The 24678-nt window shown below is 58.7% G+C and carries 24 protein-coding genes and 4 tRNA genes; 19 read left to right on the forward strand and 9 right to left on the reverse strand.

Going from position 1 to position 24678, the window contains the following annotated elements; all coding sequences use genetic code 11:
• The first annotated feature begins 2 nt into the window (after positions 1-2).
• A complete protein-coding gene (gene hisA / locus KTN04_RS13845; RefSeq protein WP_217335831.1) occupies positions 3-743 on the forward strand; it encodes a 1-(5-phosphoribosyl)-5-[(5-phosphoribosylamino)methylideneamino]imidazole-4-carboxamide isomerase in 741 nt (246 codons plus the stop codon).
• Positions 744-756: 13 nt separating this feature from the next.
• The gene (gene hisF, locus KTN04_RS13850) at positions 757-1530 is read left to right on the forward strand and encodes an imidazole glycerol phosphate synthase subunit HisF (protein WP_217335832.1); all 774 of its coding nucleotides are present in this window, start codon (positions 757-759) and stop codon (positions 1528-1530) included.
• A gap of 46 nt (positions 1531-1576) precedes the next feature.
• On the opposite strand, the gene KTN04_RS13855 is transcribed toward hisF, so the two are convergent.
• The 3 genes from KTN04_RS13855 to KTN04_RS13865 all read right to left on the reverse strand — a co-directional run bounded on the left by KTN04_RS13855 (position 1577) and on the right by KTN04_RS13865 (position 5225).
• Positions 1577-3700, reverse strand: a complete 2124-nt coding sequence (locus KTN04_RS13855) for a putative bifunctional diguanylate cyclase/phosphodiesterase (RefSeq protein WP_217335833.1) — start codon at positions 3698-3700, stop codon at positions 1577-1579.
• Between the two features lie 157 nt (positions 3701-3857).
• The gene (locus KTN04_RS13860) at positions 3858-4697 is read right to left on the reverse strand and encodes a DNA ligase (protein WP_217335834.1); all 840 of its coding nucleotides are present in this window, start codon (positions 4695-4697) and stop codon (positions 3858-3860) included.
• Positions 4698-4790: 93 nt separating this feature from the next.
• A complete protein-coding gene (locus tag KTN04_RS13865) occupies positions 4791-5225 on the reverse strand; it encodes a c-type cytochrome (RefSeq protein ID WP_217335835.1) in 435 nt (144 codons plus the stop codon).
• A 295-nt stretch (positions 5226-5520) separates the two neighbouring features.
• On the opposite strand from KTN04_RS13865, the gene KTN04_RS13870 reads away from it, so the two are divergent.
• The 5 genes from KTN04_RS13870 (at position 5521) to KTN04_RS13890 (ending at position 6646) form a co-directional block, all read left to right on the forward strand.
• Positions 5521-5597: transfer RNA gene (locus KTN04_RS13870), tRNA-Arg, on the forward strand.
• A gap of 96 nt (positions 5598-5693) precedes the next feature.
• Positions 5694-5769 (forward strand) — tRNA-Thr (locus KTN04_RS13875).
• A 13-nt stretch (positions 5770-5782) separates the two neighbouring features.
• Positions 5783-5858 (forward strand) — tRNA-Asn (locus KTN04_RS13880).
• A gap of 8 nt (positions 5859-5866) precedes the next feature.
• Positions 5867-5943: transfer RNA gene (locus tag KTN04_RS13885), tRNA-Asp, on the forward strand.
• Between the two features lie 154 nt (positions 5944-6097).
• Complete coding sequence (locus tag KTN04_RS13890; protein ID WP_217335836.1) at positions 6098-6646, forward strand: hypothetical protein; 549 nt, start codon at positions 6098-6100, stop codon at positions 6644-6646.
• Positions 6647-6666: 20 nt separating this feature from the next.
• Here the strand turns inward: KTN04_RS13890 and KTN04_RS13895 are convergent, their stop codons facing one another.
• Positions 6667-7458 (reverse strand): TIGR00266 family protein, encoded by a 792-nt coding sequence (locus KTN04_RS13895; RefSeq protein ID WP_217335837.1) that lies wholly within the window; start codon positions 7456-7458, stop codon positions 6667-6669.
• A 154-nt stretch (positions 7459-7612) separates the two neighbouring features.
• On the opposite strand from KTN04_RS13895, the gene KTN04_RS13900 reads away from it, so the two are divergent.
• Positions 7613-8857 (forward strand): EAL and HDOD domain-containing protein, encoded by a 1245-nt coding sequence (locus KTN04_RS13900; RefSeq protein ID WP_328515989.1) that lies wholly within the window; start codon positions 7613-7615, stop codon positions 8855-8857.
• On the forward strand, positions 8857-9636 hold the full coding sequence (locus tag KTN04_RS13905) for a sulfite exporter TauE/SafE family protein (RefSeq protein WP_217335838.1): 780 nt from the start codon (positions 8857-8859) through the stop codon (positions 9634-9636). The genes KTN04_RS13900 and KTN04_RS13905 overlap by 1 nt, the downstream gene beginning before the upstream one ends.
• A gap of 3 nt (positions 9637-9639) precedes the next feature.
• Here the strand turns inward: KTN04_RS13905 and uvrD are convergent, their stop codons facing one another.
• The 4 genes from uvrD to KTN04_RS13925 form a co-directional block, all read right to left on the reverse strand.
• Positions 9640-11850 carry a DNA helicase II gene (uvrD, locus tag KTN04_RS13910; RefSeq protein ID WP_217335839.1) on the reverse strand — a complete coding sequence of 737 codons (2211 nt, stop codon included), beginning with the start codon at positions 11848-11850 and terminating at the stop codon, positions 9640-9642.
• Positions 11851-11951: 101 nt separating this feature from the next.
• Positions 11952-12272 (reverse strand): hypothetical protein, encoded by a 321-nt coding sequence (locus tag KTN04_RS13915; RefSeq protein WP_217335840.1) that lies wholly within the window; start codon positions 12270-12272, stop codon positions 11952-11954.
• Positions 12273-12366: 94 nt separating this feature from the next.
• Positions 12367-13341, reverse strand: a complete 975-nt coding sequence (locus KTN04_RS13920) for a homoserine kinase (protein ID WP_217335841.1) — start codon at positions 13339-13341, stop codon at positions 12367-12369.
• Positions 13342-13347: 6 nt separating this feature from the next.
• Positions 13348-13629 (reverse strand): DUF2782 domain-containing protein, encoded by a 282-nt coding sequence (locus KTN04_RS13925; RefSeq protein WP_217335842.1) that lies wholly within the window; start codon positions 13627-13629, stop codon positions 13348-13350.
• Between the two features lie 99 nt (positions 13630-13728).
• Here KTN04_RS13925 and polA point away from each other — a divergent pair, with 99 nt between their 5' ends.
• Complete coding sequence (polA, locus tag KTN04_RS13930) at positions 13729-16473, forward strand: DNA polymerase I (RefSeq protein ID WP_217335843.1); 2745 nt, start codon at positions 13729-13731, stop codon at positions 16471-16473.
• Positions 16474-16628: 155 nt separating this feature from the next.
• Here polA and yihA read toward each other — a convergent pair whose 3' ends face one another.
• Positions 16629-17279, reverse strand: coding sequence for a ribosome biogenesis GTP-binding protein YihA/YsxC (gene yihA, locus KTN04_RS13935; RefSeq protein ID WP_217335844.1), 651 nt, complete (start codon positions 17277-17279; stop codon positions 16629-16631).
• A 199-nt stretch (positions 17280-17478) separates the two neighbouring features.
• Between yihA and KTN04_RS13940 the strand changes: the two genes are divergently transcribed.
• From KTN04_RS13940 to tatC, 9 genes are all read left to right on the forward strand, one after another.
• Complete coding sequence (locus KTN04_RS13940; protein ID WP_217335845.1) at positions 17479-18081, forward strand: c-type cytochrome; 603 nt, start codon at positions 17479-17481, stop codon at positions 18079-18081.
• 134 nt (positions 18082-18215) lie between these two features.
• Positions 18216-18839, forward strand: a complete 624-nt coding sequence (locus KTN04_RS13945; RefSeq protein ID WP_217335846.1) for a thiol:disulfide interchange protein DsbA/DsbL — start codon at positions 18216-18218, stop codon at positions 18837-18839.
• Between the two features lie 123 nt (positions 18840-18962).
• The gene (locus tag KTN04_RS17305) at positions 18963-20525 is read left to right on the forward strand and encodes a GGDEF domain-containing protein (RefSeq protein ID WP_217335847.1); all 1563 of its coding nucleotides are present in this window, start codon (positions 18963-18965) and stop codon (positions 20523-20525) included.
• 51 nt (positions 20526-20576) lie between these two features.
• Positions 20577-22196, forward strand: a complete 1620-nt coding sequence (gene ubiB, locus KTN04_RS13955; protein WP_254262565.1) for a ubiquinone biosynthesis regulatory protein kinase UbiB — start codon at positions 20577-20579, stop codon at positions 22194-22196.
• 64 nt (positions 22197-22260) lie between these two features.
• On the forward strand, positions 22261-22659 hold the full coding sequence (gene hisI, locus KTN04_RS13960; RefSeq protein ID WP_217335849.1) for a phosphoribosyl-AMP cyclohydrolase: 399 nt from the start codon (positions 22261-22263) through the stop codon (positions 22657-22659).
• A 3-nt stretch (positions 22660-22662) separates the two neighbouring features.
• Positions 22663-22992, forward strand: coding sequence for a phosphoribosyl-ATP diphosphatase (locus tag KTN04_RS13965; RefSeq protein WP_217335850.1), 330 nt, complete (start codon positions 22663-22665; stop codon positions 22990-22992).
• Positions 22993-23088: 96 nt separating this feature from the next.
• Entirely contained in the window at positions 23089-23346 is a 258-nt protein-coding gene (gene tatA / locus KTN04_RS13970) for a Sec-independent protein translocase subunit TatA (RefSeq protein WP_217335851.1), read from the forward strand.
• 11 nt (positions 23347-23357) lie between these two features.
• Positions 23358-23729 (forward strand): Sec-independent protein translocase protein TatB, encoded by a 372-nt coding sequence (gene tatB, locus KTN04_RS13975; protein WP_217335852.1) that lies wholly within the window; start codon positions 23358-23360, stop codon positions 23727-23729.
• The gene (gene tatC, locus KTN04_RS13980) at positions 23726-24526 is read left to right on the forward strand and encodes a twin-arginine translocase subunit TatC (RefSeq protein ID WP_217335853.1); all 801 of its coding nucleotides are present in this window, start codon (positions 23726-23728) and stop codon (positions 24524-24526) included. The genes tatB and tatC overlap by 4 nt, the downstream gene beginning before the upstream one ends.
• The last annotated feature ends 152 nt before the right edge of the window (positions 24527-24678 follow it).

The raw sequence follows: 24678 nt of genomic DNA on the forward strand, positions 1-24678 counted from the left end.
ATATGCTGATTATTCCCGCGATTGACCTTAAAGATGGAGCCTGTGTCCGCCTGCGCCAGGGCCGCATGGATGACTCCACCGTATTCTCCGACAACCCGGTCGAAATGGCCGCCAAGTGGGTTGAAGCCGGCTGCCGCCGTCTGCACCTGGTTGACCTCAATGGTGCCTTTGCCGGCGAGCCGGTCAATGGCGAGATCGTCAAGCAGATCGCCGAGGCCTACCCGGACCTGCCGATTCAGATCGGCGGCGGTATCCGTTCGGCAGAGATCATCCAGGCTTACCTGGATGCGGGCGTGCAGTACGTCATCATCGGTACCAAGGCGGTCAAGGAGCCTGAATTCGTGGCCGAGATGTGCCAGCGCTTCCCGGGCCACATCATCGTCGGCCTGGATGCACAGGACGGCTATGTGGCCATTGACGGCTGGGCCGAGATCACCGACGTCAAGGCGGTCGAGCTGGCCAAGCAGTTCAAGAACGACGGCGTCAGCGCCATTGTGTACACCGACATCAGCCGTGACGGCATGATGCAGGGTGTCAACGTGGAAGCGACCGTGGAACTGGCTCGCGAAGCTGGCATCCCGGTCATCGCGTCCGGCGGCGTGACCAACATCGAAGACATCAAGGCGCTGGCCAAGGTGGCGGATCAGGGCATCCTCGGTGCGATTACCGGCCGTGCCATCTACGAGGGCACTCTGGACGTAGCCGAAGCCCAGACCCTGAGCGACACGCTTACCGGTAACTGAGGAAGACAGCAGCATGGCACTGGCAAAACGCATTATCCCCTGTCTCGACGTTGAAAACGGTCGGGTTGTGAAAGGGGTCAAGTTTCTGGATATCCGTGACGCCGGTGACCCGGTCGAAGTGGCCAAGCGCTACGACGAGCAGGGCGCCGACGAGATCACCTTCCTCGACATCACCGCGACTCACGAAGGCCGCGATACCATGGTGCATACCGTGGAGCAGATGGCATCCCAGGTGTTCATCCCGCTGACCGTGGGCGGTGGCATCCGCACCTGCGAGGATATCCGCACCATGCTCAATGCCGGTGCCGACAAGGTCTCCATCAACAGCGCCGCGGTGAAAAATCCGGACTTCGTGCGTGAAGCGGCCGAGCGTTTCGGTAGCCAGTGCATCGTGGTGGCGATTGACGCCAAGAAGGTGAGCCAGCCCGGCGAGCCGGACAAGTGGGAGATCTTCACCCATGGCGGCCGCAAACCGACCGGTCTGGATGCCGTCGAATGGGCGAAGAAGATGGTCGAACTGGGGGCTGGCGAGATCCTGCTCACTTCCATGGACCAGGATGGCGTCAAGAACGGCTACGATATCGGCGTGACCCGCGCCATCAGTGAGGCCGTGCACGTGCCGGTGATCGCATCCGGTGGCGTGGGCACTCTGGATCACCTGGTGGAAGGCTGTATCGACGGCAAGGCCGATGCGGTACTGGCCGCGTCGATTTTCCACTTCAATGAGTACAGCATTCCTCAGGCCAAGGAGTACATGCGCCAGCACGGCATCGAAGTACGCCTCTGAGGCGCCTGCCCGCGGCCCCGTACAAGGGGCCGCGGGGCCGACATGTTCAGGGTGCCGGTGTTGGTACTGGCGCCGCTTCCAGCAACTGCTCCAGCGCCGCAAAGCGCATCGGGCGATGCAGCCCGAAACCCTGTCCCAGACCCGCACCCAGATCGACCAGGCACCGGCGCTGGTGCTCGGTCTCTATGCCTTCCGCAACCACCTGCAGCGACATGGAGTGCGCCATGGTGATCATCGTCGCGGCCAGCGATGTCTCGTTGTCCGTTCGCAGCTCGCGAATGAAGCTGCGGTCGATCTTGATACCGTCAATCGGCAGCTGGTGCAGGTAGCTCAGGGACGAGTAGCCGGTACCGAAATCGTCTATCCAGATATTCATGCCGGCCGCTTTCCACTGCGTCAGCGTCTGGCGACAATCATCCAGATGCCGGATCATGCTGGTTTCCGTCAGTTCGATGCTCAGGCAGTGATCGGGCAGCTGGCGGCTGTGCTTGAGCTCGGTCAGGAAATCACGGGTGCTGCCCTGGTGCAGAGCCGCACCGGAAATGTTGATGGAGACCACGAATCCGGGTTGCAGGGCCTGCAGTGTCAGCAGGTCTGCCGTGGCTTGGCGTGCGACCCAGCGGGTGACCGGTTCGATCAGGTCCGATTCTTCAATGATCGGAATGAACAGCGCCGGCGAAATCGGGCCGCGCTCCGGGTGCTGCCAGCGCAGCAGGGCCTCGGCACCGCGAATGTTGCCGTTGCTCAGGTCAACCACCGGCTGATACTCCAGGTGGAAATGCCCCTGTTCCAGTGACGTGCGCACGCCCTGCAGAATATCGATGCGTTGCTGCAGCGCCTGATTCATCTGCATGGAGAAAAAGGTGTACTGGTTGCGGCCACTCTGCTTGGCGGCATACATGGCAATATCGGCGTGCTTGAGAATTTCGTTGCTGTTGACGCCGTCGTCCGGGTAAATGGTGATACCGATGCTGCTGGAAATGCGGAAGAAACGGCCATCGATCAGGAAGGGCTCCTCGAGTACCTTGGCAATGTGCTGTGCCAGCCTGGCGACCTGTGCACTGTTCTGCAGGTTGGGATAGAGCGTGACAAACTCGTCGCCGCCCAAGCGTGCCAGCAGCACTTCGTCGCTGTCGGCATCGGTCAACTCCATGCCCAGCAGCAGGCTGCGCAGCCGTGCCGCCGCTTCGAACAGCAGCAGATCCCCCATTTCATGTCCGGCGGTGTCGTTCACTTCCTTGAAGTGGTCCAGGTCGATGAAGATCACGCCCAGGCGTTGATCATGGCGTCGGGCATGCTGCAGCAGACGCTCCAGCGACTGCTGAAACCAGTGGCGATTGGGCAGCTGAGTCAGGTTGTCCAGGTAGGCCAGCTGGTGGGTTTGTCGGTGACTCTGTTCCAGACTGCGGCGCATCTGCTCCAGGGCTCCGCCCAGCTGACCAATCTCGTCCTGTTGCGGTACGGCAAAGCTGATGTTGCGGTCACCGTTGCCGAACTGCAGACTCTTGTCCGCCAGTGCCCGCAGCGGGCGGAACAGGTACAGGCTGAATCGATAGATCAGCCAGAGTGCTGCCAACAGTAGCAGCAGGGTAGCCATCAGCAGGCTGAACAGCATTTCTCGTGACTTGTCGGCGCTCAGTTGAGCGAGGCTTTGATTGTGCTGCTCCAGCTGTTTCCAGGCATCCGCGAAATTGACGGCCAGCGTCAGCTGGCCGGCAGCCCCTGCAGGGGTGACAACCGGTTGGCGCACATGCAACTGCCCTTGCTGCCAGGCCTGGCCATTGGATCCTGCCGGGAGTTGTTGCGGACACGCCAGAGGTTGTTCAACAGGCGCCTGCAGTTTGCCCTGGTGATCAAACAGGCAGGCGTACAGCAGATTACGGCGTTCACGTACCAGCTGCAGGCGCTGTTGCAGTGACGGTCGGTCCTGGTGTTGCAAGTCGATGGCCAGCTCGGCGGCCAGGGTGTTTGTCAGCAGGTGGGCATCCTTTTCCAGCCGGGTCTGCATGACCTGCTCCAGATGCTTGCGGCTGGTATCGATGGCAAACTGGCTGTAATGAGTGAAGCTGCTGACCAGCAATAGAAACTGAACTACGACAAGAATGATCATCAGCAGGGTGAAGCCTGCTGTCAGGCGTCGCGCCAGAGAGGTTTGCAGATATCGGATCATGGCTGTAGGGCGCTGAAAAAATGCTGAGTAGGCGAGTACAAAGGCATGTATGACGATGCATTTGTCGCTAAAAGGTTACTGATCCTACGCCAGTTGCCCCTTGAACACCACTAGAAGTCAGGCCTTGGTGGCCTGACGTCTACGCGTGGTGCAGCATTCAGTCTGGCCGTATGCGCAAAAAACGTGCAAAGCGGGGTACGCCGTGTCGGCTCAGGCCGTTGTAGCGGAAGGTGATGATGCTGCCGATGGCCGGTGGCTGGGCTCGCTCGGCATCACTGAATCCCGAGCCGATACGGAAGCGGGTGCCGTTGGCCTGCTCGACCAGCAATGATCCCATTAAGCCGGTGTACTTGCCCTTGCCGGGAGTATGGGCAATCACGACCGCTTCGGCATCCTGAAAGGGCTTCAGCTTGCGCAGGTCGGTGCTGCGCTGCAGCTGGTAGAGCGCTGTGCCACGGTGCAGCATCAGCCCTTCACCGCCACGCGCGGTAACGGCAGCAAACAGCGCATCCAGACCGGCGTGGTCCAGCCCCTTGTGCTGCGGAATCACGTCCAGATTGGCGGCTGTTGCCAGCGTTGATAGCTGGGCCTGGCGTTCGGCAAAGGTACCGGGCCAGCGAGGCAGGTCGAACAGCATGAAGCGCACGCGTTGCCAGTCTTTGACGGGGGCATCATGGGTGCGCACCAGTGCCGACAGGGCTTCGAACTGGCCGTAGCCGATCCAGAGCTCGCCTTCCAGATGTGTGTCGGGCCAGTCGCGGGTCATGCTGGCCGGAATATCAATCGGGTAGCCGCTGCGGCTCAGCAGGCGGGTACCATCCCAGTAGGCGCGCACGCCATCGAATTTCTCGCTGACCAGCCAGGCATCCAGCTGGGCGGGTAATGACAGGTCATCACCGATTTCCATGCCTTGCATGATCGCATGAGTAGGCTGCGGCTGAGCGGCAAGCGGCGTTGCCAGCCCCAGAAGCAGTAGCAGGGGAGAGGGTTTGAACATGGCTTTCATCCTTGAACGAGGCCGCGTCGCTATCCTTGGACGCGGACAATAAAAAAGGCTGCCGAAGCAGCCTTTATAGTAGAGTGCCGAGAATCAATTCTCCAGCATGTAGTCGATGGCTGCTTGGATGTCGTCATCAGAGCAATCAGAGCAGGTGCCGCGCGGCGGCATGGCGTTGAAGCCGTTGATGGCGTGCGACAGCAGCGTTTCCATGCCTTTCTCGTCCAGGCGCAGCTGCATCTCGTTGGTGCCGAACTTGGGCGCACCCAGAACACCGGACGCGTGGCAGGCAGCACACTTGCCGGTATAGATCTCTTCACCGGAGCGGGCACTGCTGGCGCCACCGGCCGGAGCGGCTGCGGTAGCACCGCCGCAGCTTTCATCACCCTGAATGCATACGGAGCCGACCGGCTTGATGCGCTCGATGATGGCTTCCTTGTCGGTGGCCGCCTGAACAGACGCGGTCAGCGCCATACCCAGACCGAATGCGCAGAGTGCGGATGCAGCTTTGGCAGCAAATTTTTTCACAGTCACGACCTCATCACTTTTTAGTTGTCGGGGCAGCGATGCCTGGCGGGCGGCCTTAACGAGCGGGCAGGGCCAGTGCAGACATGACTGCGCTCACAAAATCTGACGGCAGGATTATACCGGCAAAAAAGCCCATACGGAAATTGCGTACAGGCCGCATTTGTCTGTTTATAGGTCAATCTGCGACCAAAGGATCACCGGCAGCAGCGGGGTCGCCGGCCATTCGGGAACAATAATTTGCTTGGCAAAAGCCTGCGCGATCCGTAGTATATAGCTCCGCAAACACTTCTATTACGCGCCTGTAGCTCAGCTGGATAGAGTAGCAGGTTCCGATCCTGTTGGTCGGGGGTTCGAATCCCTCCAGGCGCGCCATTTTTTGTCGGGTTTGTGTGTCACGGGTCTGTTCATCATCGATGATGGCGAGTACAATCCGTGCCGTGTCTGTGAGCAGTCACAGCTGGTTACAGTGCCGGTATAGCTCAGTTGGTAGAGCAACTGACTTGTAATCAGTAGGTCCCGAGTTCGACTCTTGGTGCCGGCACCATATATCAGGGTATTCCTCGATAGCTCAGTTGGTAGAGCAGTAGACTGTTAATCTATTGGTCGCTGGTTCGAGTCCAGCTCGAGGAGCCATCCTGTGCGGAGCGGTAGTTCAGTTGGTTAGAATACCTGCCTGTCACGCAGGGGGTCGCGGGTTCGAGTCCCGTCCGTTCCGCCACTTCTTTTTCCTTCTCTTGTCACGTCCATGGTTCGGCTGCACTTGGCAGCTCCGGCAGCCTTGGGGTGTATCTGTTTTATGCCTGGCTGTCAAATAAGCGCAACACTCAGCAGTTATCCTGCCCTGTCGATGGATTGGAGCGAGGGAGAGCCCCGTGCGCATATTCAAGACGGCTGCTTTGGGCGGCCTGATGACCGTACTGACCGCTTGTACTACCGGCGACAAGACATCGCCGTCATTGGCAGCGGGCCTGAACAATAAAGATCTGTATGAAGTGCACCACGATGGCCGTATCCACGTGTTTGACGATCGTGCCACCTATGAGCACTTCCTGGAAGTGGGTGAAACATCCTATCGTCAGACCTTCATCGGTGCAGGTCCCAAAGGGGAAACACTGGTATTCGGAGTGACCGGTGCGGACAAGAAAAAGCGAATGGAGCAGGTTGCCGGCTACAATCTCTACCATGGCATGCTGCCGGCATCTCAGCCATTTTATGGTGAAACGCGCCTGGACGGGCGGATTTACGTATTTGATCGCCTGGAGGACATGGAAGCCGTACGCAAGACCGGTGAAGCCCCGCTGCGCTTCACTCAGATTGGCGCAGGGCCCGCAGGTGAAACGGTGGTTTTTGTGCTTAATAGTGACAACAAGAAGCACAAGCCGGACGCACTGATGGCCGCTTTCCGTCAGCACAACCGCTGAGTCCGGCACGGGCATCGGAGTCAACGATCGCCGCCGATCATCCTGCCGATGCCGCCCAGCACCGATCCCTCGCCCTGGTCCTTGCCGCCTGCGCCGGGAGCGTGGGCCAGGATGCGGTCAGCCATGCGCGAGAACGGCAGGCTTTGTAGCCATACGGTACCGGTGCCCCTGAGGGTGGCGAGAAACAGGCCTTCGCCGCCGAATACCATGGATTTCAGGCTGCCAGCACGCTGAATGTCGTAGTTGATACCGCCCGTAAAGCCGACCAGGCAGCCGGTATCCACGCGCAGGGTTTCGCCGCTCAGCTCCTTTTTGATCACTGTGCCACCGGCCTGAATAAAGGCCAGCCCGTCGCCTTCCAATTGCTGCAGGATGAAGCCTTCGCCACCGAAAAAGCCGGCGCCGATGCGGCGGTTGAACGTGATGCTGACCCGGGTGCCCAGCGCCGCGCACAAGAAAGCATCTTTCTGACAGACCACTTTCTCGCCCAGTTCAGCCATGTTCAGCGGTACGATATTACCTGGATAGGGCGCTGCAAAAGCAACCCGGCGCTTGCCGTGGCCCTGATTGCTGAAGTGGGTGGTGAAGATGGATTCGCCGGTGAAGACGCGCTTGCCGGCCGAAAACAGTTTGCCCATCAGGCCCTCGTCAGGGTTGGAGCCATCGCCCATGCGGGTATCGAAGGTGATGTCCTCTTCCATGTAGGTCATGGCACCGGCCTCGGCAATTACGGTTTCACCGGGGTCCAGTTCGACCTCGACCAGCTGCATTTCCGAGCCGATCAGTTCATAGTCCAGTTCATGGCAGCGCATGCGCTCGTCTCCTTAAAGGGGGGGATTGCCCGTGTTGACTGCGGGAGCGGCCGCGCGCCGTTCCCCGTGCTCAGTGCTGTTACGATTCGACCTGAGTCGATATACTGATCAGTCTGTACCCTATCACAGCAGCGTCAACAGCAAGGAGTCATCAGTGGCGTCGACCGGCTCGCAGATCATGGCAGAAGAACAGCAGCTTCAGGTATTGATGGCACGTCAGCCTGTTTATACCAAAAGTCAGGATGTGGTAGCGTTCGAGTTGCTGTTTCGAGATTCGGATGGCCGCTTTGTTGAAGGCCTGAAGGACGATGAAGCTACGCTGGGAGTACTGCTGGGCACCTACTCCAGTATTGCCAAGGGCGGGTCAGTCAAGGCGCTGCCCTGTTTCCTCAAGGTCACCGACAGCTTCCTGCTCAACAACGATCTGCCTGAACTGCCCAAACAGAGCTTTGTGCTGGAGCTGCTGGGCCACTCCAATGTCACGCCGGCACTGATTGCCCGGGTCAAGGATCTGGCGCGCCAGGGGTACCGCCTGGCGCTGGCGGACTACGATCCCCGTGATCCCAAGTTCGAGCCGCTGCTGAACATCGTGCACGTGCTCAAGCTCGACATTCAGCTGCTGGGGCTGGACAACATCCCGCCGCTGCTACAGAAGTTGCGTCCGTACCAGTTGGAGCTGCTGGCCGACAAGGTGGAGACCCAGGATGAATTTCGTCAGTGCCTGGAAATGGGGTTCGCGCTCTATATGGGCTATTTCCTCAGCAAGCCTGAACCGGTCAAGGGCAAGAAAATTACCGGCAACAAGGTGGTGCTGCTGCAGGTGTTGACCGAACTGCAGCGTCCCAATGCTACCGCTCAGACCATCGAACAGGTCGCGCTGCAGGATCCGGCGCTGACCTACCGCATTCTCAAGGTGGTGAATTCAGCCGCCTTCAATCTGCGCCGCGAGATCAGTTCTTTGTCGCACGCCATCACCCTGTTGGGGATCGATCAGATCAAGCGCTGGGTACTGCTGTTTCTTAGCGCCGCTGACAAGCGCAAGCCGGATGAGCTGACCCGCAACATGTTGCTGCGAGGCCGCATGTGCGAATTATTAGCGGAGATGATGGGCCGTGATGAGCCGATCAATCATTTCATCGTTGGCCTGCTGTCGCAGCTGGATGTGCTGCTGGACATGTCGATGGGCGACCTGATGGATCAGGTGCCTCTGCAGCAGGACATGAAGGAAGCGTTGCTGGAACGCAGTCACTCCTATGGTGAATTGCTGATGCAGGTGGAATATTACGAGCGGGGCGAGTTCGACAAGCTCAGCCGGCTGTTGGACCGGCCCTTCTACGAAGTGGCTTATCGTCATAGTCTGAACTGGTCTCAGCAGGTGCTGCAGGCCATGCAGGGCTGATGCTCGACGGGGCCGTCCTGCTGCCGCCGGAACTGGTGTCGTCTGAGGCTCTCTGGCTGGTGCTGTCCGCCGGCCTGACTTCACTGATGACGGCTACGCTGGGCATCGGTGGCGGTGTGTTGCTGCTGGTGATCATGGCTCAGTTGGTGCCGATCGCCGCGTTGATTCCCGTTCATGGTTTGGTGCAGCTGGGATCCAATGGCAATCGTGCTCTGATGACCCGCCAGCATATCGATTGGCCGCTGAGTCGCCGTTTTCTGTTCGGGGCCGCCGTCGGCGCCGGGCTGGCATCACTGGTCGTGGTGCAGCTGCCGCTGGAGCTGATTCAGCTGGCAGTGGGCGGCTTCATTCTGTGGATGATCTGGGGCCCCAAGCCCGTGGCGCAGGCGCTGACGCCGCTGAAAACCCTGCTGGCAGGCAGTTTGACCACGTTTGCCTCCATGTTTGTTGGCGCAACCGGACCGTTGGTGGCCGCCTTTGTGCACCGCCACAGTCACGACAAGATGCAGACCGTGGCGACGTTTGCCGCGACCATGACCGGCCAGCATCTGCTCAAGGGGCTGGTGTTTTCGGTGGTGGGGTTTTCCTTCGCCGACTGGCTGCCGCTGATCCTGGCGATGATTCTGAGCGGCATGCTCGGCACCTGGATCGGATTGAACCTGCTGCATAAGGTGTCATCGGTCTGGTTCAATCGGCTGTTCCGCATCGTCGTGACGCTGCTGGCGCTGCGTCTGTTGTGGCAGGCGGGCGAGACCTTACTCCCCCGCCTGCTCGGCTAAGTCTTACAGCGGCTGCAGGTTGGCGAAGCCGACCACCAGCCACTTACTGCCCACCTCTTCAAAGTTCACCTGTACCCGTGCCTTGGGGCCGCTGCCTTCAAAGTTGGTCACCATGCCGGCGCCGAATTTGGGATGCATCACGGCCTGGCCCAGGCTTAGATTGGTGCTTGGCACCTCGGCGCTGGACAGGGAAGAGCCGCCGCCAAAGAGGCTGCTGGGCGAGTCCTGCTGGGCACCGTAGGGGCGGCGTACGGTGGCATTCAGGCGCACCTCTTCGATCAGTTCGGTCGGGATCTCGTTGACGAAGCGGGATACCCGGTTGAAGGTTTCCTTGCCGTGCAGGCGGCGTGATTCGGCATAGGTGATATGCAGCTTCTGCATGGCGCGGGTGATGCCCACGTAGCAAAGGCGGCGTTCCTCTTCCAGACGGCCCGGCTCTTCCACCGACATACTGTGCGGGAACAGCCCCTCTTCCATGCCGGCCAGGAACACCAGTGGAAATTCCAGGCCCTTGGCTGAGTGTAGGGTCATCAGCTGTACGCTGTCGGTGTTGACGTCGGCCTGGGTTTCGCCGGCATCCAGTGCCGCCTGGTCGAGGAAGGCCGCCAGCGGCGAGTTGAAGCCCTCGTCATTGTCATCCTGCCACTGGCCCATGAACTGGCGGGTGGCGGTAATCAGCTCTTCCAGGTTTTCGAGGCGCGACTGGGCCTTTTCGCCCTTTTCCTTTTCATGGTGCTGGATCAGGCCGGAACGCTCGATCACATGCTCGGTCTGTTCGTGCAGCTCAACCTCTTGAGTGTCGATATCCATCTGGTTGACCAGGTCGATAAAGGTCTGCAGCGCGTTATTGGCCCGCGCCGGCAGGGTGCGCAGTTCGGTGATCTCGTTGGCGGCCCGCCACATGGAGATATTCTCGCCACGGGCATGTTCACGGATCGCTTCGATGGTGCGAGTGCCGATGCCGCGGGTGGGCACGTTGATGATTCGTTCCACGGCGGTGTCGTCGTCGCGGTTGGCGATCAGTTTCAGGTAGGCCAGAGCGTTCTTGATCTCCAGCCGGTCGTAGAAGCGCTGGCCGCCGTAGATGCGGTAGGGCATGCCGGCCCGGATCAGCATCTCCTCCAGTACCCGCGACTGGGCGTTGGAGCGATACAGAATGGCGGACTCGTCGCGGCGGTTGCCCTCTTCGACCCATTTCTGGATCTGATCGACGATGAAACGCGCCTCGTCCTGTTCGTTGAAGGCGCTGTATAGCGAGATCGGCTCGCCTTCGCCCAGCTCGGTCCACAGCTGTTTGCCGAGACGGCCGAAGTTGTTCTGAATTACCGCGTTGGCGGCCTGCAGAATGGTGCCGGTGGAGCGGTAGTTCTGCTCCAGACGGATGGTTTCGGTACCGGGGAAATGTTCTTCCAGGTGCTGGATATTCTCGATGCGGGCGCCGCGCCAGCCGTAGATCGACTGGTCGTCATCGCCCACCGCCATCAGTTTATTCTCGCCTTCGCACAACAGGCGCAGCCAGGCGTACTGGATGGCGTTGGTGTCCTGGAACTCGTCCACCAGCACGTAGCGGAAACGCTCGCGGTAGTGCGCCAGCAGCTGGGGGGCCCGGTCGCGCAGTAGCTCCAGTGCGCGCAGCAGCAGTTCGCCGAAGTCGATCATGCCGCCACGTTCGCAGGCATCTTCGTAGGCTTCGTACACCCGGATCATCATCGTCTGGTAGGGATCGCCGGTACGCTCGATATGGACGCTGCGCAGGCCTTCATCCTTCTGCGCATTGATGAACCACTGAAACTGGCGGGCCGGCCAGCGGCTGTCGTCCAGATTCATCTCTTTGCACAACCGCTTGAGCAGGCGTAGCTGGTCATCGCTGTCCATGATCTGGAAATTGTCGCGCAGACCAGCATCACGCCAGTGGGCGCGCAGCAGGCGATGCGCCAGGCCGTGGAAGGTGCCCACCCACATGCCGTGGGTGTTGATGCCCAGCAGGTGCTCGATACGCCCGCGCATCTCGCGCGCCGCCTTGTTGGTAAAGGTGACTGCCATAATTGAGTAGGGCGAGAGACCTTCAGTCTCGATCAGCCAGGCAATACGGTGGACCAGTACGCGCGTTTTGCCGGAACCGGCGCCGGCCAGTACCAGCAGGTTTTTCACGTCAGCGGTAACAGCTTGACGCTGGTGGTCGTTGAGCGAGTCGATGATGTGTGTAACGTCCATAGGGCCTGCAAGCGATTGAGCGTTGTAATGTAAAACGCCGGCCGCGTGGCCGGCGCCATGGTGACGCATCCCTGGGGTGCCGCCGGATGCGGCTGCGCCTGTTAGTCCTTGTTGGCCGGTACGGTTTCACCCAGGCGGTCGTACTTGGGCATTTCGTCCAGCAGGGTGATACGGCGGAAGCCGCGCGACAGCCGCACCGGACGCGCAGCTTCCCAGGCAACCTTAAAGCCGCGCCAGAGCATCTGCAGCAGATAGCACAGAATGCCGAAGCACCAGATCCAGAAATAGTGCTTCATGTCTTCCAATGTGACCGGGCGCTGGCGGTAATGACGCGCCAGAATGCCGATTACCAATACGGTGCTGAGAATCAGATAGACGCCCAGCAGGCCGCCGAAAATCTGTTCCAGTGTATGCAGAAGCATCGGGGTTCTCCTTCCTTGCAGAGTGAATGATGGCGTGATGCCGTTAGTGTCCCGTGGTTATCGCCAGGCCATTATACCCTGTCCGTCCCGGCTGTCAGGCCAGGGACGCGGGGTGGGCAATGCGCTGCAGCAGAATACGGCGAAACTCGTCCGGATCTTTCAACTTGGTGCTGATACCGCTGCGCGCTGCCTGTTCGATGCCCAGCCAGGGAATCAGCCGTGACAGCCAGAAACGCATGGCCGCGGTACGGGTCAGCGTAGGCCAGGCGGCGGCCTCTTCGTCGCTGAAGGGGCGAACATCGGCGTAGGCACGGGTCAGGGCCTGTTCGCGCCTCGGGTCGACCCGGCCCTGGGCATCGGTACACCAGTCGTTGGCCACGATCGCCAGATCAAACAGCAGAAACGCGGTGGCCGCATTGTAGATATCCAGAATACCTTCAAGCCGATCATCGACAAACAGTGCGTTGTCGTGGAACAGGTCGCCGTGGATGGTGCCCAACGGCAGGCCAAAGGGACGTTCGCGCAGGGTATCGAACAGCGCCACTTCCTGTTGCAGTAGCTCGGCATCTTCGGGGCTGAGGCGATGACGAATGGCCTGGCTTTCACGGCGCCACCAGAATACACCGCGCTGGGCCTGGCGGCGCAGATAGAAATCTTCACCGGCCAGGTGGAAGCGGGCCAGCGCTGCGCCGATCTCCTCGCAGTGGGCGGCACTGATCTGTTCGCGATCCAGGTGATGGCCGTGGAAACGAGGCTGGAAAAATGCAGGCTTGCCGCACAACTGCTTCAGCGCGATACCGTTGCGATCCTTGATCGCATGAGGCACTGGCACCTGGCGTGCTTGCAGCCATTGGCCCAGCTCGACGAAGAAGGGCGTCTCGTCCTGGCCCAGTTCTTCGAACAGCGTCAGCACGTAATCAATGTGCTGACCTGCCCGGTCCAGGGTAACGAAAAAGTTGCTGTTTTCGATGCCGCCCTCGATACCGGTGAAATCCACCAATTGCCCGAGGTCGTAGTCCTCAAGCAGAGCATCAAGCTGGGCATGTGTGATCTGAGTATAAACGGCCAAGGTCGGTTACCAGCGGAAGATGACCCATTTCGGAATCAGCAGCTGCGATTCCTCCACGCGAATGAATTTTTGTGAGCCCTCGGCCGGTACCAGATAGTAGGGCGCCCCTGCCTTGGGTACGACCTTGATCTCTTTCAACTGACCATTGATGGTGTATTCATAATAGGTATTGTCGCCATCGTGGGTGATGGTAATTTCCGGTTCGGTCAGGGCCGGATCGTCCACCACTTCGGCCTGGGCCAGTGGTGATAGCGCCAGCAGCGCAGCCAGCGTCAGTTTTTTCAGCATCGTTGCGTCCCAATTGGTTAGTCGGGGTCGAATTGTCTATGATTGTGGGCCTTGTCGCAGGCACGAACAACCCCTCGAAACAGATATATGGATACTCCCATGAGCGAACAGCACGCCCCAGTCATTCTGGTAGATGGCTCCTCCTACCTCTATCGCGCTTTCTTTGCCTCCCAGCAGGCGGATCTGCGCACTGCTGACGGTACCCCCACCGGCGCCATCCGTGTGGTGACCTCCATGCTCAAGCGGTTGCTCAAGGAGTATCCCGATAGTCCAGTGGCGGTGATCTTTGATGCCAAGGGCAAAACCTTCCGCGACGACATCTATGCTGAGTATAAGTCACACCGCCCGCCGATGCCGGATGACCTGCGCAGCCAGGTGGAGCCGATCCACGCCATCATTCGCGCCATGGGGCTGCCGCTATTTGTCGAGGAAGGGGTGGAAGCGGATGATGTCATCGGCACTCTGGCGCGGCAGGCCAGTGAGTCCGGCCGTGCGGTGATCATCTCCACCGGTGACAAGGATATGGCTCAGCTGGTGGATGAGCATGTCACCCTGATCAACACCATGAACGACAGCAAAATGGATGCGGCCGGAGTCGAGGAAAAGTTCGGTGTGCCGCCGCATCTGGTCATCGACCTGCTGGCACTGCAGGGCGACAAGGTCGATAACATCCCCGGCGTGCCGGGGGTCGGCGAAAAGACTGCATTGGCGCTGCTGCAAGGGATCGGCGGTATCAGCGATCTGTATGAAAACCTGGACAAGATTCCGGCACTGGGTTTTCGCGGTGCCAAGACCATGCCGAAGAAGCTGGAGGATAATCGCGAAGCGGCCGAGCTGTCCTACCTGCTGGCGACGATCAAGACCGATGTGCCGCTGCACATCTCCCTGCACGACATCGCCCTGCCCACGCCTGAACCGGCACAACTGGTGGAGCTATTCAGGCAATTTGAGTTCAAGAGCTGGGTGCGCGAGCTGGAGGCCGGAGATGCCGAGGAGCTGGGGGCCGATGAGCCGGTCGAATCCGCAGACGCTATCGAAACCGAATATGAAACGGTACTGACCTGGGAGGCGTTCGAAGCCTGGCTGGAAAAGCTCACGGCCGCCGGCGAGTTCGCCTTCGATACCGAGACCACCAGCCTGAACTACATGGAAGCCCAGCTGGTCGGCGTGTCTTTTGCCGTTGAGGTTGGCAAGGCCGCCTATGTGCCGCTGGCGCATGATTACATGGGCGCGCCGGAACAGCTGGACCGCGCTGAAGTGTTGGCCCGGTTGAAACCGCTGCTGGAAGACCCGGCGTTGAAAAAGATCGGCCAGCACATCAAGTACGATATGAACGTGTTGCGCCACTACGGTATCGAGCTGCAGGGCATCGGTGCCGACACCATGCTGGAATCCTACGTGCTCAACTCCACCGCCAGTCGCCATGACATGGATACCCTGGCGGAGCGTCATCTGGGCGTGACCACCACCAGCTTTGAAACCATTGCCGGCAAGGGCAAGAAACAGCTGACCTTCAACCAGATCGAGCTGGAACAGGCCGCACCCTATGCGGCGGAAGATGCCGATATCACCCTGCGCCTGCATCAGAAACTGCAGCCGCAGTTGGCCGCCGAGGGCGAGTTGCTGAAGGTGTTCGACGAGATCGAGCGTCCGCTGATCCCAGTGCTGGCGCGCATGGAATACCGTGGTGCCCTGATTGATGCCACTATTCTGGGCGAACAGAGCCGGGAACTGGAGCAGCGCCTGGGCGAAATCGAGCAGGAAGCCTTCGAGCTGGCCGGTGAGGAGTTCAACCTCAATTCCACCAAGCAGTTGCAGACGATTCTGTTCGACAAGATGGGCCTGCCGGTGAAGAAGAAGACCCCCAAGGGCGCACCATCCACCGCCGAAGAGGTCCTGCAGGAGCTGGCGCTGGACTACCCGCTGCCCAAACTGTTGATCGAGCAGCGCGGCCTGAGCAAACTCAAGAGCACCTATACCGACAAGTTGCCGTTGATGATCAACCCGGCGACCGGTCGTATCCATACCTCCTACCACCAGGCGGTGACGGCGACCGGTCGTCTGTCATCGTCCGAGCCCAACCTGCAGAACATCCCGGTGCGTACCCCCGAGGGGCGTCGCATCCGTCATGCTTTTATCGCGCCCGAGGGCTATAAAATCATTGCGGCGGATTATTCACAGATTGAGCTGCGCATTATGGCGCACCTGTCCGGTGATGAAGGCCTGTTGAATGCCTTCCGCCACGGAGAAGATATCCACAAGGCGACTGCGGCGGAGGTGTTCGGCACCACTGTGGATAACGTCACCAGTGACCAGCGCCGCAGTGCCAAGGCGATCAACTTCGGTCTGATCTACGGTATGTCCGCCTTTGGCTTGGCCAAACAGCTGGGTATCGGTAACAAAGAAGCGGGTACTTATATCGAGCACTACTTCACCACCTACCCGGGTGTGCAACGCTACATGGACGAAACTCGCACCCAGGCGCGTGATCGGGGTTACGTTGAAACCCTGTTCGGCCGTCGCCTCTACCTGCCGGATATCAACAACCGCAACCCGATGAAGCGCCAGGCGGCGGAGCGTACCGCGATCAATGCGCCCATGCAGGGTACGGCGGCGGATATCATCAAATGGGCCATGATTGCAGTGGATAACTGGTTGGAGCAGGGGACAATGGATGCACGTATGATTATGCAGGTTCACGATGAGTTGATCTTCGAGGTGCGCGAGAGTGAGGTGGATAACTTTTGTGCACAGCTCAAGCCGCTGATGGAAAATGCCGCCGAACTGGCGGTGCCCCTGCTGGTGGATGCCGGTATCGGTGACAACTGGGAGCAGGCGCATTGATCTTTTATTGATCACTGGTGAACTTTTCGTGCATGAAAGGTCACATTAAATGAGCCGTACGGTGATACCTATCGCTTGTGCCAGCGTGGCGTGCGGCTCATCTGTCATGACATCCTTTGCCCCGGCTGTGGTATCCCCTTCTCCAGCCGGGGCTTTTATGTTGTCGGCTCGGCGCCTCCTTCCGTCAGGTCTGCCAGCAGCCAGCTGTTGATGCGCTGGCGCAACTGATCGACACCGGTATTCTTCAATGCCGAAAAGGTCTGTACGCTGACCTTGTCACCCAAGCGCTCCTTCAATGTTTTCTTCACTTGCAGCAGGGTGTTTTTGGCCGGGCCACGCTTGAGCTTGTCTTCTTTGGTCAGCAATACATGCAGGGGTACGCCGGTGGCTTCGCACCAATGCACCATCATTTCGTCGAACTCTTTCATCGGGTGGCGTATGTCCATCACCAGCACCACGCCACGCAGGCTTTCACGATGCTGGAGGTAGGCATCCAGGTGGCGCTGCCAGTGCTGTTTCATCGCGACCGGCACCTTGGCATAGCCGTAGCCGGGCAGGTCGACAATCTTCAGGCCGTCGATGTTGAGGCTGAAAAAGTTGATCAACTGGGTCCGTCCGGGCGTTTTTGACGTACGAGCAAGAGCGTTCTGCTGCGTTAGCGCGTTGATGGCACTGGACTTGCCGGCATTGGAACGCCCGGCAAACGCCACCTCGGCACCGGTGTCGGGCGGGCACTGGTCAAGACGTGCCGCGCTGATCTCGAAGCGGGCGAGGTTGTAATGGATTACGGGCTCTAAGGTTGACATGATGCGGGACTCGCTGGCCACAAACTGAACATATCCGTTCCAGTCTGTGGGGATATTGGTTTATAATGACGCCAATTTTACCCGCGAACAGAGTCTGTCTCCAGTCAGGGTAATAGTGGAAATTGGCCATTTCCGTTGTTCTTGCGTTGAATAGCGGGGATAAATACACATTTAGTCAAGCAAGAGTCTGGGTTAGTCAATGAACAAACTACTGATCAGCTTACTGGTAAGCATCGGCCTCACCGGCGTCGCACATGCGGCAGGTGATGCGGCTGCAGGCCAGGCCAAGACTGCTGTATGTACCGCCTGTCACAGCACAGACGGCAACAGTGTTGTAGGTAACTTCCCGAAGCTGGCTGGACAGGGTGAAAAATACCTGCTGAAACAGCTGAACGATATCAAGAGTGGCGCGCGCATGGTACCGGAAATGACCGGCCTGCTGACCAATCTGAGCGATCAGGACCTGGCAGACATCGCGGCATACTACGCCAGCAAGAACGTGACCTTGGGTCAGACGGCTGAAGACCAGGTTGAGCTGGGGCAGCGCATCTGGCGTGCGGGTATCGCCGAGAAGGGTGTCGCCGCCTGCACAGCATGCCACAGCCCGACCGGTCAGGGTATCGACAGTGCCGCCTACCCGGCGCTGAGCGGCCAGCATGCACAGTACGTCGAGTCCACGCTGAACAAGTTCAGCAAGGGTGAACGCAACAATGACCCGGCTGCGATGATGCGTGACATTGCATCCAAGCTGAGTACTGAAGAAATGAAAGCGGTCTCCCAGTACGTTCAGGGTCTGCACTGACCCCGCGTTCTGATACCCGCTCAAGAGGCAGCTTCGGCTGCCTTTTTTATGGCTGCAGGTTAAGTACGCTGAACTAAACTGAAGCGAAAGTGGTCTATTCGCGGACGCAATAACACGACAACAGGAATAAGCGCATGTTGAAGAAACTGCTGATGACCGTGAGCCTGTCACTCATGGCCGCTCTTGCTTGGGCCGAAGAGTATCGTGCCGGCGAGCATTATTATGAATTGCCGTACCCGGTGAAAACCGTTGATGCGGGCAAAGTGGAAGTGACAGAGGCGTTTGGTTATCTCTGTCCGCACTGCAATACCTTCGAGCCGCTGCTGGAAAAATGGCGCAAGCAGCAGGCGGATGACGTCGCTTTTGTAGGGCTGCCGGTGGTATTTGGCCGCAGCTGGGAGCCGCTTGCCCGTGCTTACTACGTGGCAGAACTGACCGACACGGTTGAAGCGTCACACCAGGCCATGTTCAATGCCATCCATCTGCAGCGTCAGCGTTTTACCGGTCCTGATGCCCTGGCCAAGTTCTACGCGCCGCTGGGTATTGAGCCGGATCAGTTCCACAAGCTGTATGATTCCTTTGCCGTCAACATGAAGCTCAAGCAGGGTGATTCCAAGCTGCGTGGTTATGAGATTACCGGCGTGCCCGCGATGGTCGTCAACGGCAAATACCGGGTAACGGCCCAGTCTGCCGGTGGCCACAAGGCCATGCTCGACGTAGTCGACTACCTGGTCGAGAAAGAGCGCAACCAGCCCTGATCTTTTGCTTGATCCAGCATAACAAACCGCCTCTTGCAGGCGGTTTTTCGTTTCTATTCCGCGTCCAAACGCATATTCTGTTAAGAACATCCGTTCAAACAGATCTGGTTATAGAGGTAGCGTGTGTCCGACCAGGCTAACTGGAAGCGCAAGTACACTGACCTGACACTCGAGGTCGATCACCAACGGCAAATCGATGCCCGTGTGCGAGAAAATCTGAATTCGCTGGTCAGTCACCTGACATTGGGACTACAGGGCAATACCCCGGAACTTGATAGCGAGCTGGATGCGCTCAACAGCGCATTGAAGGCACAGGATCATGTCCGTCTGCCGGTTCTGAGTCGACAGTTGAAACAGAGCATTAGCCAGCAGGACCAAGCACGCTATCAGCAGCGTGAATCCCTTATATGGGTGCTGCGACGCTGGACCCAGCAGTTGCGCAAGCTTAGCCAAGACCCGGCCATTGACAGCCTGCTGGGTGAACTCAATGAGCGTATCAATGATATCGGGGAGCATGCCAGTGTGCTGCCGGGGCTAATGACCGAACTGGTTGAACTGCAGGACAGCCTGTTGGGCGGGCAGCCGGCAACGGCCAGTCATGAGTTTGAACTGGATGTCGGGGGGGAACAGGATCTGGAACTGCTGCAGGCCGAGGTGGCGCGTCAGCTGCTGAAGCTGCTGGAAGTGCTGCAGGTACCGGCCGAAGGGGTCGAGCGTGCCCGCAACCTGGTCATGCAGTTGGAGCGCGGACTGAGCTTCGTGCAACTGCCTGACATTCTGTTGACCCTGACCGAGCTGGTACGCCTGGCGGGCGGCAATACCCAGGAAGACTTTGAAAACTACCTGCTGACACTGAATTCCCAGCTGGCTTATGTGCAGGAGTTTCTGGAAGACAGCCACCAGGATGAATTGCAGGCTCGTGAGGCGCACAAAACCCTTGACCACGTCGTGCGCCGAGACGTGCGCACTATCCACCAGACCGTCAAGGATTCGGAAGACCTGGGTGTGCTCAAGCAGAGTGTCACTCGGCAGCTGGCCTCCATCATGCGCAGCATGGAGCACTTTCGCCTGCACGAGCAGGAGCGGGAAAGTCGTTTGAATCAGCGTTACGAACAGTTGCTTCAGAAAGTGGATCAAATGGAGCTGGAAACCAGTAAGGCCCGGGCTCGCATGCAGGAAGAGCAACTGCGTGCGCGTACTGATCCCTTGACTGGACTGCCCAACCGCCTGGATTATGAGCGGCACCTGCAGGCGGAAATGGATCGCTGGGAACGCTACCAGGCCCCGTTTTCCATGGCCGTTGGTGATATCGATTTCTTCAAACGTATTAACGACCAGCTTGGACACCTGGCCGGAGACCGGGTCCTGCGATTGGTGGCCAAGGTGCTGCGCCACAATCTGCGTAGTACTGATTTCATCGCCCGCTTCGGCGGCGAGGAGTTCGTGATTCTGTTCCCGTCGACCTCAATGGATGCGGCCGTACAGGCTACCGAGAAACTGCGCCAGGCCATCGAAAGCAGTCCATTCAATTTCAAGGGCGAACGGGTTGAGGTGACATTGTCGTTTGGTATTGCCGAGGTGCGTGGCAGTGATGATCTGGAATCATTGTTTACACGGGCGGATCAGGCGCTCTATCGTGCCAAAGAACTGGGCCGAAACCAGACACAGGCCACCCCGGCAGGCTAGAATAGTGAGCTTGTTGAACAGGACAGGACCTTGCTGGCCGTGCGGACTGTAATGCGCTCGATGAAGATCGCGTGGATCTTCGCCTATTATCGCCTCGACACTTTTTTTGATCAGCCGGTGCTGCCTTGGTACCTGCGGGCCTTGCTCTGGCTGCTGCCCTGGCGTTATGTGTTGCCGATACGTCGCCCCCAGGCCGAGCGCTTGCGCCTGGCGCTGGAAGCGCTGGGACCGGTATTCATCAAATTCGGGCAGATGCTGTCCACTCGGCGCGATCTTTTGCCGGACGACCTGGCAGAAGAGCTGGCGCGTCTGCAGGATCGAGTGCCGCCGTTTGCGGGTGCCCGTGCCCGTCAGATCATCGAGCGTGAACTGGGCCGGCCCGTTGACCAGGTTTTTGCCCGCTTTGAAGTCGATCCCATGGCATCCGCGTCTGTGGCACAGGTGCATGCAGCCACCCTGCATGACGGTCGGGAAGTCGTGGTCAAGGTGATTCGGCCCGGCATTGCACGTGTGATCCGTGGCGATGTGGCCCTGCTGTATGTGCTGGCGCGTCTGGTACAGGCCTTGTGGGTGGAAGGGCGCCGGCTGCGTCCGGTGGAGGTTGTGGCCGAGTATGAGCAGACCATCTTCGACGAACTGGACCTGCGCAAGGAGGCGGCCAACGGTTCCCAGCTGAGGCGCAACTTTGATCAGTCCGGTATTCTCTATGTGCCCGAGGTTTACTGGGACTACACGCGCCAACAGGTGCTGGTCATGGAGCGCATCCACGGTATTCCGGTGGCGGATGTGGCGCAGCTGCGCGCCCAGGGCACCGATATGAAAGCGCTGGCCGAGCGCGGCGTGGAGATCTTCTTTACCCAGGTCTTCCGTGACAGCTTTTTCCATGCCGACATGCACCCGGGCAATATTTTCGTATCGCGCAACAACCCCTCCGACCCCCAGTACATTGCCGTGGACTTCGGTATTATCGGTTCGCTCAATGCGGAAGACCAAAGTTACCTGGCGCGCAACATTCTGGCGTTCTTCAAGCGCGACTATCGTCAGGTGGCTCAGCTGCATATCGACTCTGGCTGGGTGCCGCGGGATACCAATGTTCATGCTTTTGAGACGGCCATCCGCAGCGTCTGCGAGCCCATCTTTGAAAAGCCGCTCAAGGACATTTCCTTCGGCATGGTGCTGCTGGGGCTGTTTCAGACGGCGCGCCGGTTCAACATGGAGGTACAGCCGCAGCTGGTGCTGCTGCAGAAAACTCTGTTGAATATCGAAGGACTGGGTCGCCAGCTGTACCCGGAACTGGACCTCTGGCAGACCGCCAAGCCGTTTCTGGAAAACTGGATGCAGGAACGCATGGGCGTCAAAGCGGTCTACCAAAACATGAAGCAGCAGGCGCCGGAGTGGCTGGAAAAGCTGCCGCACTTGCCACAGATGGTGTATGACAGCCTGGAGCAGCTGAAGCTGCACTCCGAATCTGATGCCCGCGTACAACAGCGGCTGTTGCAACAGCAGCAGCGACAGCAGCGACGCCAGCGCCGATACCTGCTTGCGGGGGCTGTACTGTTGGCGGCAGCGGTTGTGCTGGCGCGTCCGGAGTGGCAGCAGGCGGTGGCGGATTTGCCTTGGTATGCCTTGGCCAGTGCCGGTCTGGGGGGGCTATTGGTCTGGCGAGCCTGAGGTGGTCGCTGCATCCTGGATCGGTTATGCTTCGCGCAGTCTGTAACTGAACAACGGAACGCGCATGTCTGCACAATGGCTTGATCAGATTAAATGGGATGACCAGGGACTGGTGCCGGCGATCGCTCAGGATTATCGCACTGGCCGAATCCTGATGGTTGCCTGGATGAACAAAGAGGCGCTTCGGCTGACTGCTGAGGAAGGACGAGCGATCTACTGGTCCCGCTCGCGCCAGCGCCTGTGGCGCAAGGGTGAAGAATCCGGCCATGTGCAGAAGCTACATGAGCTGCGTCTGGACTGCGACAGTGATGTTATTCTGCTCAGTGTCGAGCAGCTGGGCGATATTGCCTGTCATACCGGTCGCGAGAGTTGCTTCTACCGGGTACTGCGTGACGACAAGCAGTGGGAAGTGGTAGACAAAGTGCGCCGTGACCCCAATGACATCTATGCAAAGAAGGCGTAATACATGACTGATACCCTCGCCCGTCTGCAACAGGTACTGGAAGCGCGCAAGCAGGCCGAACCGGACAGTTCTTATGTCGCTTCACTGCACGCCAAGGGTCTGAACAAGATTCTGGAGAAAGTGGGTGAAGAAAGTGTAGAAGCGATTCTGGCTGCCAAGGATGCCGCCACTAGCGGCGATAACAGTGATCTGATCTATGAAACGGCGGATCTCTGGTTTCACTCCTTGGTGATGCTGTCGCATCTGGGCGAAAGCCACGAGGCGGTGTTGAACGAGCTGGCTCGTCGCTTTGACCTGTCCGGCCTTGAGGAAAAAGCCTCGCGCAACACCTGAGGCTGCCGTCTCTGACAGGACGGGCAGAACAAACGGCAGGGTGGATAGCCCTGTCTCATAATAGAACGTAGTAAGAAGCTACTCCCGGGAGGCGACATGCTTGGTGGAATTAGTATTTGGCAGCTGCTGATCGTACTGGTCATCATCATCCTGCTGTTTGGCACCAAAAAACTGCGTAACATCGGTGGTGATCTGGGTGGCGCGTTGAAAAGTTTCAAAAAAGCCGTCAATGATGACGAACCGGAGCAGAAAAACGCCACTGATGAGCAGAAGAAACTGTCTGCAGAGCAGGATGCACAGTTCAAGGATAGCGACACCACATCCAGCAATACTGACAGCAAACAGCAGAAGTAAGTCGGGCTGCCATGTTTGATATTGGCTTTTTCGAGCTGCTGGTGGTTGGCGTCGTGGCGTTACTGGTGCTTGGTCCTGAGCGGTTGCCGATGGCGGCACGCACCTGCGGCCTCTGGTTGGGGCGCGTGCGCCGCTCACTGAATTCGATTCAGTCCGAGATCCGCGAGGAGCTGCGAGTGGAGGAACTCAAACGTACCACGGCCATGCAGAAGGAAGAGCTGGAGCGTGAGTTGTCCGAGATGCGTCAGCCGTTCCAGTCGCCGCAACAGCCGCGAGGGACTTCGACTGCACCGGACACCGAGACCGTCAAGCCACAGGCCCCCGGCTCTGAACCAGGCGAGCCTGATGCCCGTCAGGACACTGCCAGCAAGGACAAACCATGAGCGGCGAACACTTCGATCAGGAACAGCCTCTGATTTCCCATCTGGTCGAGCTGCGTCAGCGCCTGCTGTACTCGGTGCTGGCTATTCTGGTGATCTTCCTGGGGCTGTTTGCGTTTGCCAATGACCTGTACACCTGGCTGTCTGCACCGCTGACGGCGCTGCTGCCGGAAGGTACCAGCATGATTGCCACGGATGTGACCTCGCCGTTCTTTGCGCCCTTTAAGTTGACGCTGGTTGCGGCAGCCTTCCTGGCAATGCCTTTCCTGTTGCACCAGGCCTGGAGTTTCATTTCTCCGGGGCTTTACAGCCATGAAAAGCGCCTGGCGATACCGCTGTTGGCTTCCAGTATTTTTCTATTCTATCTGGGTGTAGCCTTCGCCTATTTTGTCGTTTTTCCGATTATTTTTGGTTTCTTTACCAGTGTCGGTCCAGAAAACATTGCGGTAATGACCGATATCAGCAGCTATCTCAACTTTGTTCTCAAGCTGTTCTTTGCTTTCGGCATCGTGTTTGAAATCCCCATTGCAACGCTGTTGCTGCTGTGGTCGGGTGCAGTTACTGTCGAAGGTCTCAAGGCCAAGCGCGCCTATGTCATTGTGGGATGCTTTGTTCTGGGTATGTTGTTGACGCCACCGGATATCATTTCACAGAGCCTCTTGGCTGTACCCATGTGGCTTCTGTTTGAGTTGGGCATTGTACTCGGACGTATCTTGATTAAACGTCCACGTCCTGATGTCGGCGATGAAGAACTGGAACATGCGATCCGGGAAGAAGAGGATAATCGTCGCGAACCGTGACAGGAGGCATGACGCAGTTCTCGTAGCAGTTCTCGTAATAGTGAAACAGGCGCCCCTGGTCTCAGGGGCGCCTGTTTGCGTTAAGGGGCGGTGGTTTTAGCTTGGTTTCATTTTTTGAAACTTTTACGCGCACGGGTGTTGACTCTGCATCG

Origin of the sequence: Marinobacterium weihaiense (assembly GCF_019061305.1) — a bacterium.
In the GTDB taxonomy this organism is placed as follows: Bacteria; Pseudomonadota; Gammaproteobacteria; order Pseudomonadales; family Balneatricaceae; genus Marinobacterium; species Marinobacterium weihaiense.

What these genes read in the sequence shown, in the direction of transcription:
- hisA (WP_217335831.1), top strand. Translation starts at nt 3, where the DNA reads ATGCTGATTATTCCCGCGATTGACCTTAAAGATGGAGCCTGTGTCCGC.
- hisF (WP_217335832.1), top strand. Translation starts at nt 757, where the DNA reads ATGGCACTGGCAAAACGCATTATCCCCTGTCTCGACGTTGAAAACGGT.
- KTN04_RS13855 (WP_217335833.1), bottom strand. Translation starts at nt 3,700, where the DNA reads ATGATCCGATATCTGCAAACCTCTCTGGCGCGACGCCTGACAGCAGGC.
- KTN04_RS13860 (WP_217335834.1), bottom strand. Translation starts at nt 4,697, where the DNA reads ATGTTCAAACCCTCTCCCCTGCTACTGCTTCTGGGGCTGGCAACGCCG.
- KTN04_RS13895 (WP_217335837.1), bottom strand. Translation starts at nt 7,458, where the DNA reads ATGCGCTGCCATGAACTGGACTATGAACTGATCGGCTCGGAAATGCAG.
- KTN04_RS13905 (WP_217335838.1), top strand. Translation starts at nt 8,857, where the DNA reads ATGCTCGACGGGGCCGTCCTGCTGCCGCCGGAACTGGTGTCGTCTGAG.
- uvrD (WP_217335839.1), bottom strand. Translation starts at nt 11,850, where the DNA reads ATGGACGTTACACACATCATCGACTCGCTCAACGACCACCAGCGTCAA.
- KTN04_RS13915 (WP_217335840.1), bottom strand. Translation starts at nt 12,272, where the DNA reads ATGCTTCTGCATACACTGGAACAGATTTTCGGCGGCCTGCTGGGCGTC.
- KTN04_RS13925 (WP_217335842.1), bottom strand. Translation starts at nt 13,629, where the DNA reads ATGCTGAAAAAACTGACGCTGGCTGCGCTGCTGGCGCTATCACCACTG.
- polA (WP_217335843.1), top strand. Translation starts at nt 13,729, where the DNA reads ATGAGCGAACAGCACGCCCCAGTCATTCTGGTAGATGGCTCCTCCTAC.
- yihA (WP_217335844.1), bottom strand. Translation starts at nt 17,279, where the DNA reads ATGTCAACCTTAGAGCCCGTAATCCATTACAACCTCGCCCGCTTCGAG.
- KTN04_RS13940 (WP_217335845.1), top strand. Translation starts at nt 17,479, where the DNA reads ATGAACAAACTACTGATCAGCTTACTGGTAAGCATCGGCCTCACCGGC.
- KTN04_RS13945 (WP_217335846.1), top strand. Translation starts at nt 18,216, where the DNA reads ATGTTGAAGAAACTGCTGATGACCGTGAGCCTGTCACTCATGGCCGCT.
- ubiB (WP_254262565.1), top strand. Translation starts at nt 20,577, where the DNA reads ATGCGCTCGATGAAGATCGCGTGGATCTTCGCCTATTATCGCCTCGAC.
- hisI (WP_217335849.1), top strand. Translation starts at nt 22,261, where the DNA reads ATGTCTGCACAATGGCTTGATCAGATTAAATGGGATGACCAGGGACTG.
- KTN04_RS13965 (WP_217335850.1), top strand. Translation starts at nt 22,663, where the DNA reads ATGACTGATACCCTCGCCCGTCTGCAACAGGTACTGGAAGCGCGCAAG.
- tatA (WP_217335851.1), top strand. Translation starts at nt 23,089, where the DNA reads ATGCTTGGTGGAATTAGTATTTGGCAGCTGCTGATCGTACTGGTCATC.
- tatB (WP_217335852.1), top strand. Translation starts at nt 23,358, where the DNA reads ATGTTTGATATTGGCTTTTTCGAGCTGCTGGTGGTTGGCGTCGTGGCG.
- tatC (WP_217335853.1), top strand. Translation starts at nt 23,726, where the DNA reads ATGAGCGGCGAACACTTCGATCAGGAACAGCCTCTGATTTCCCATCTG.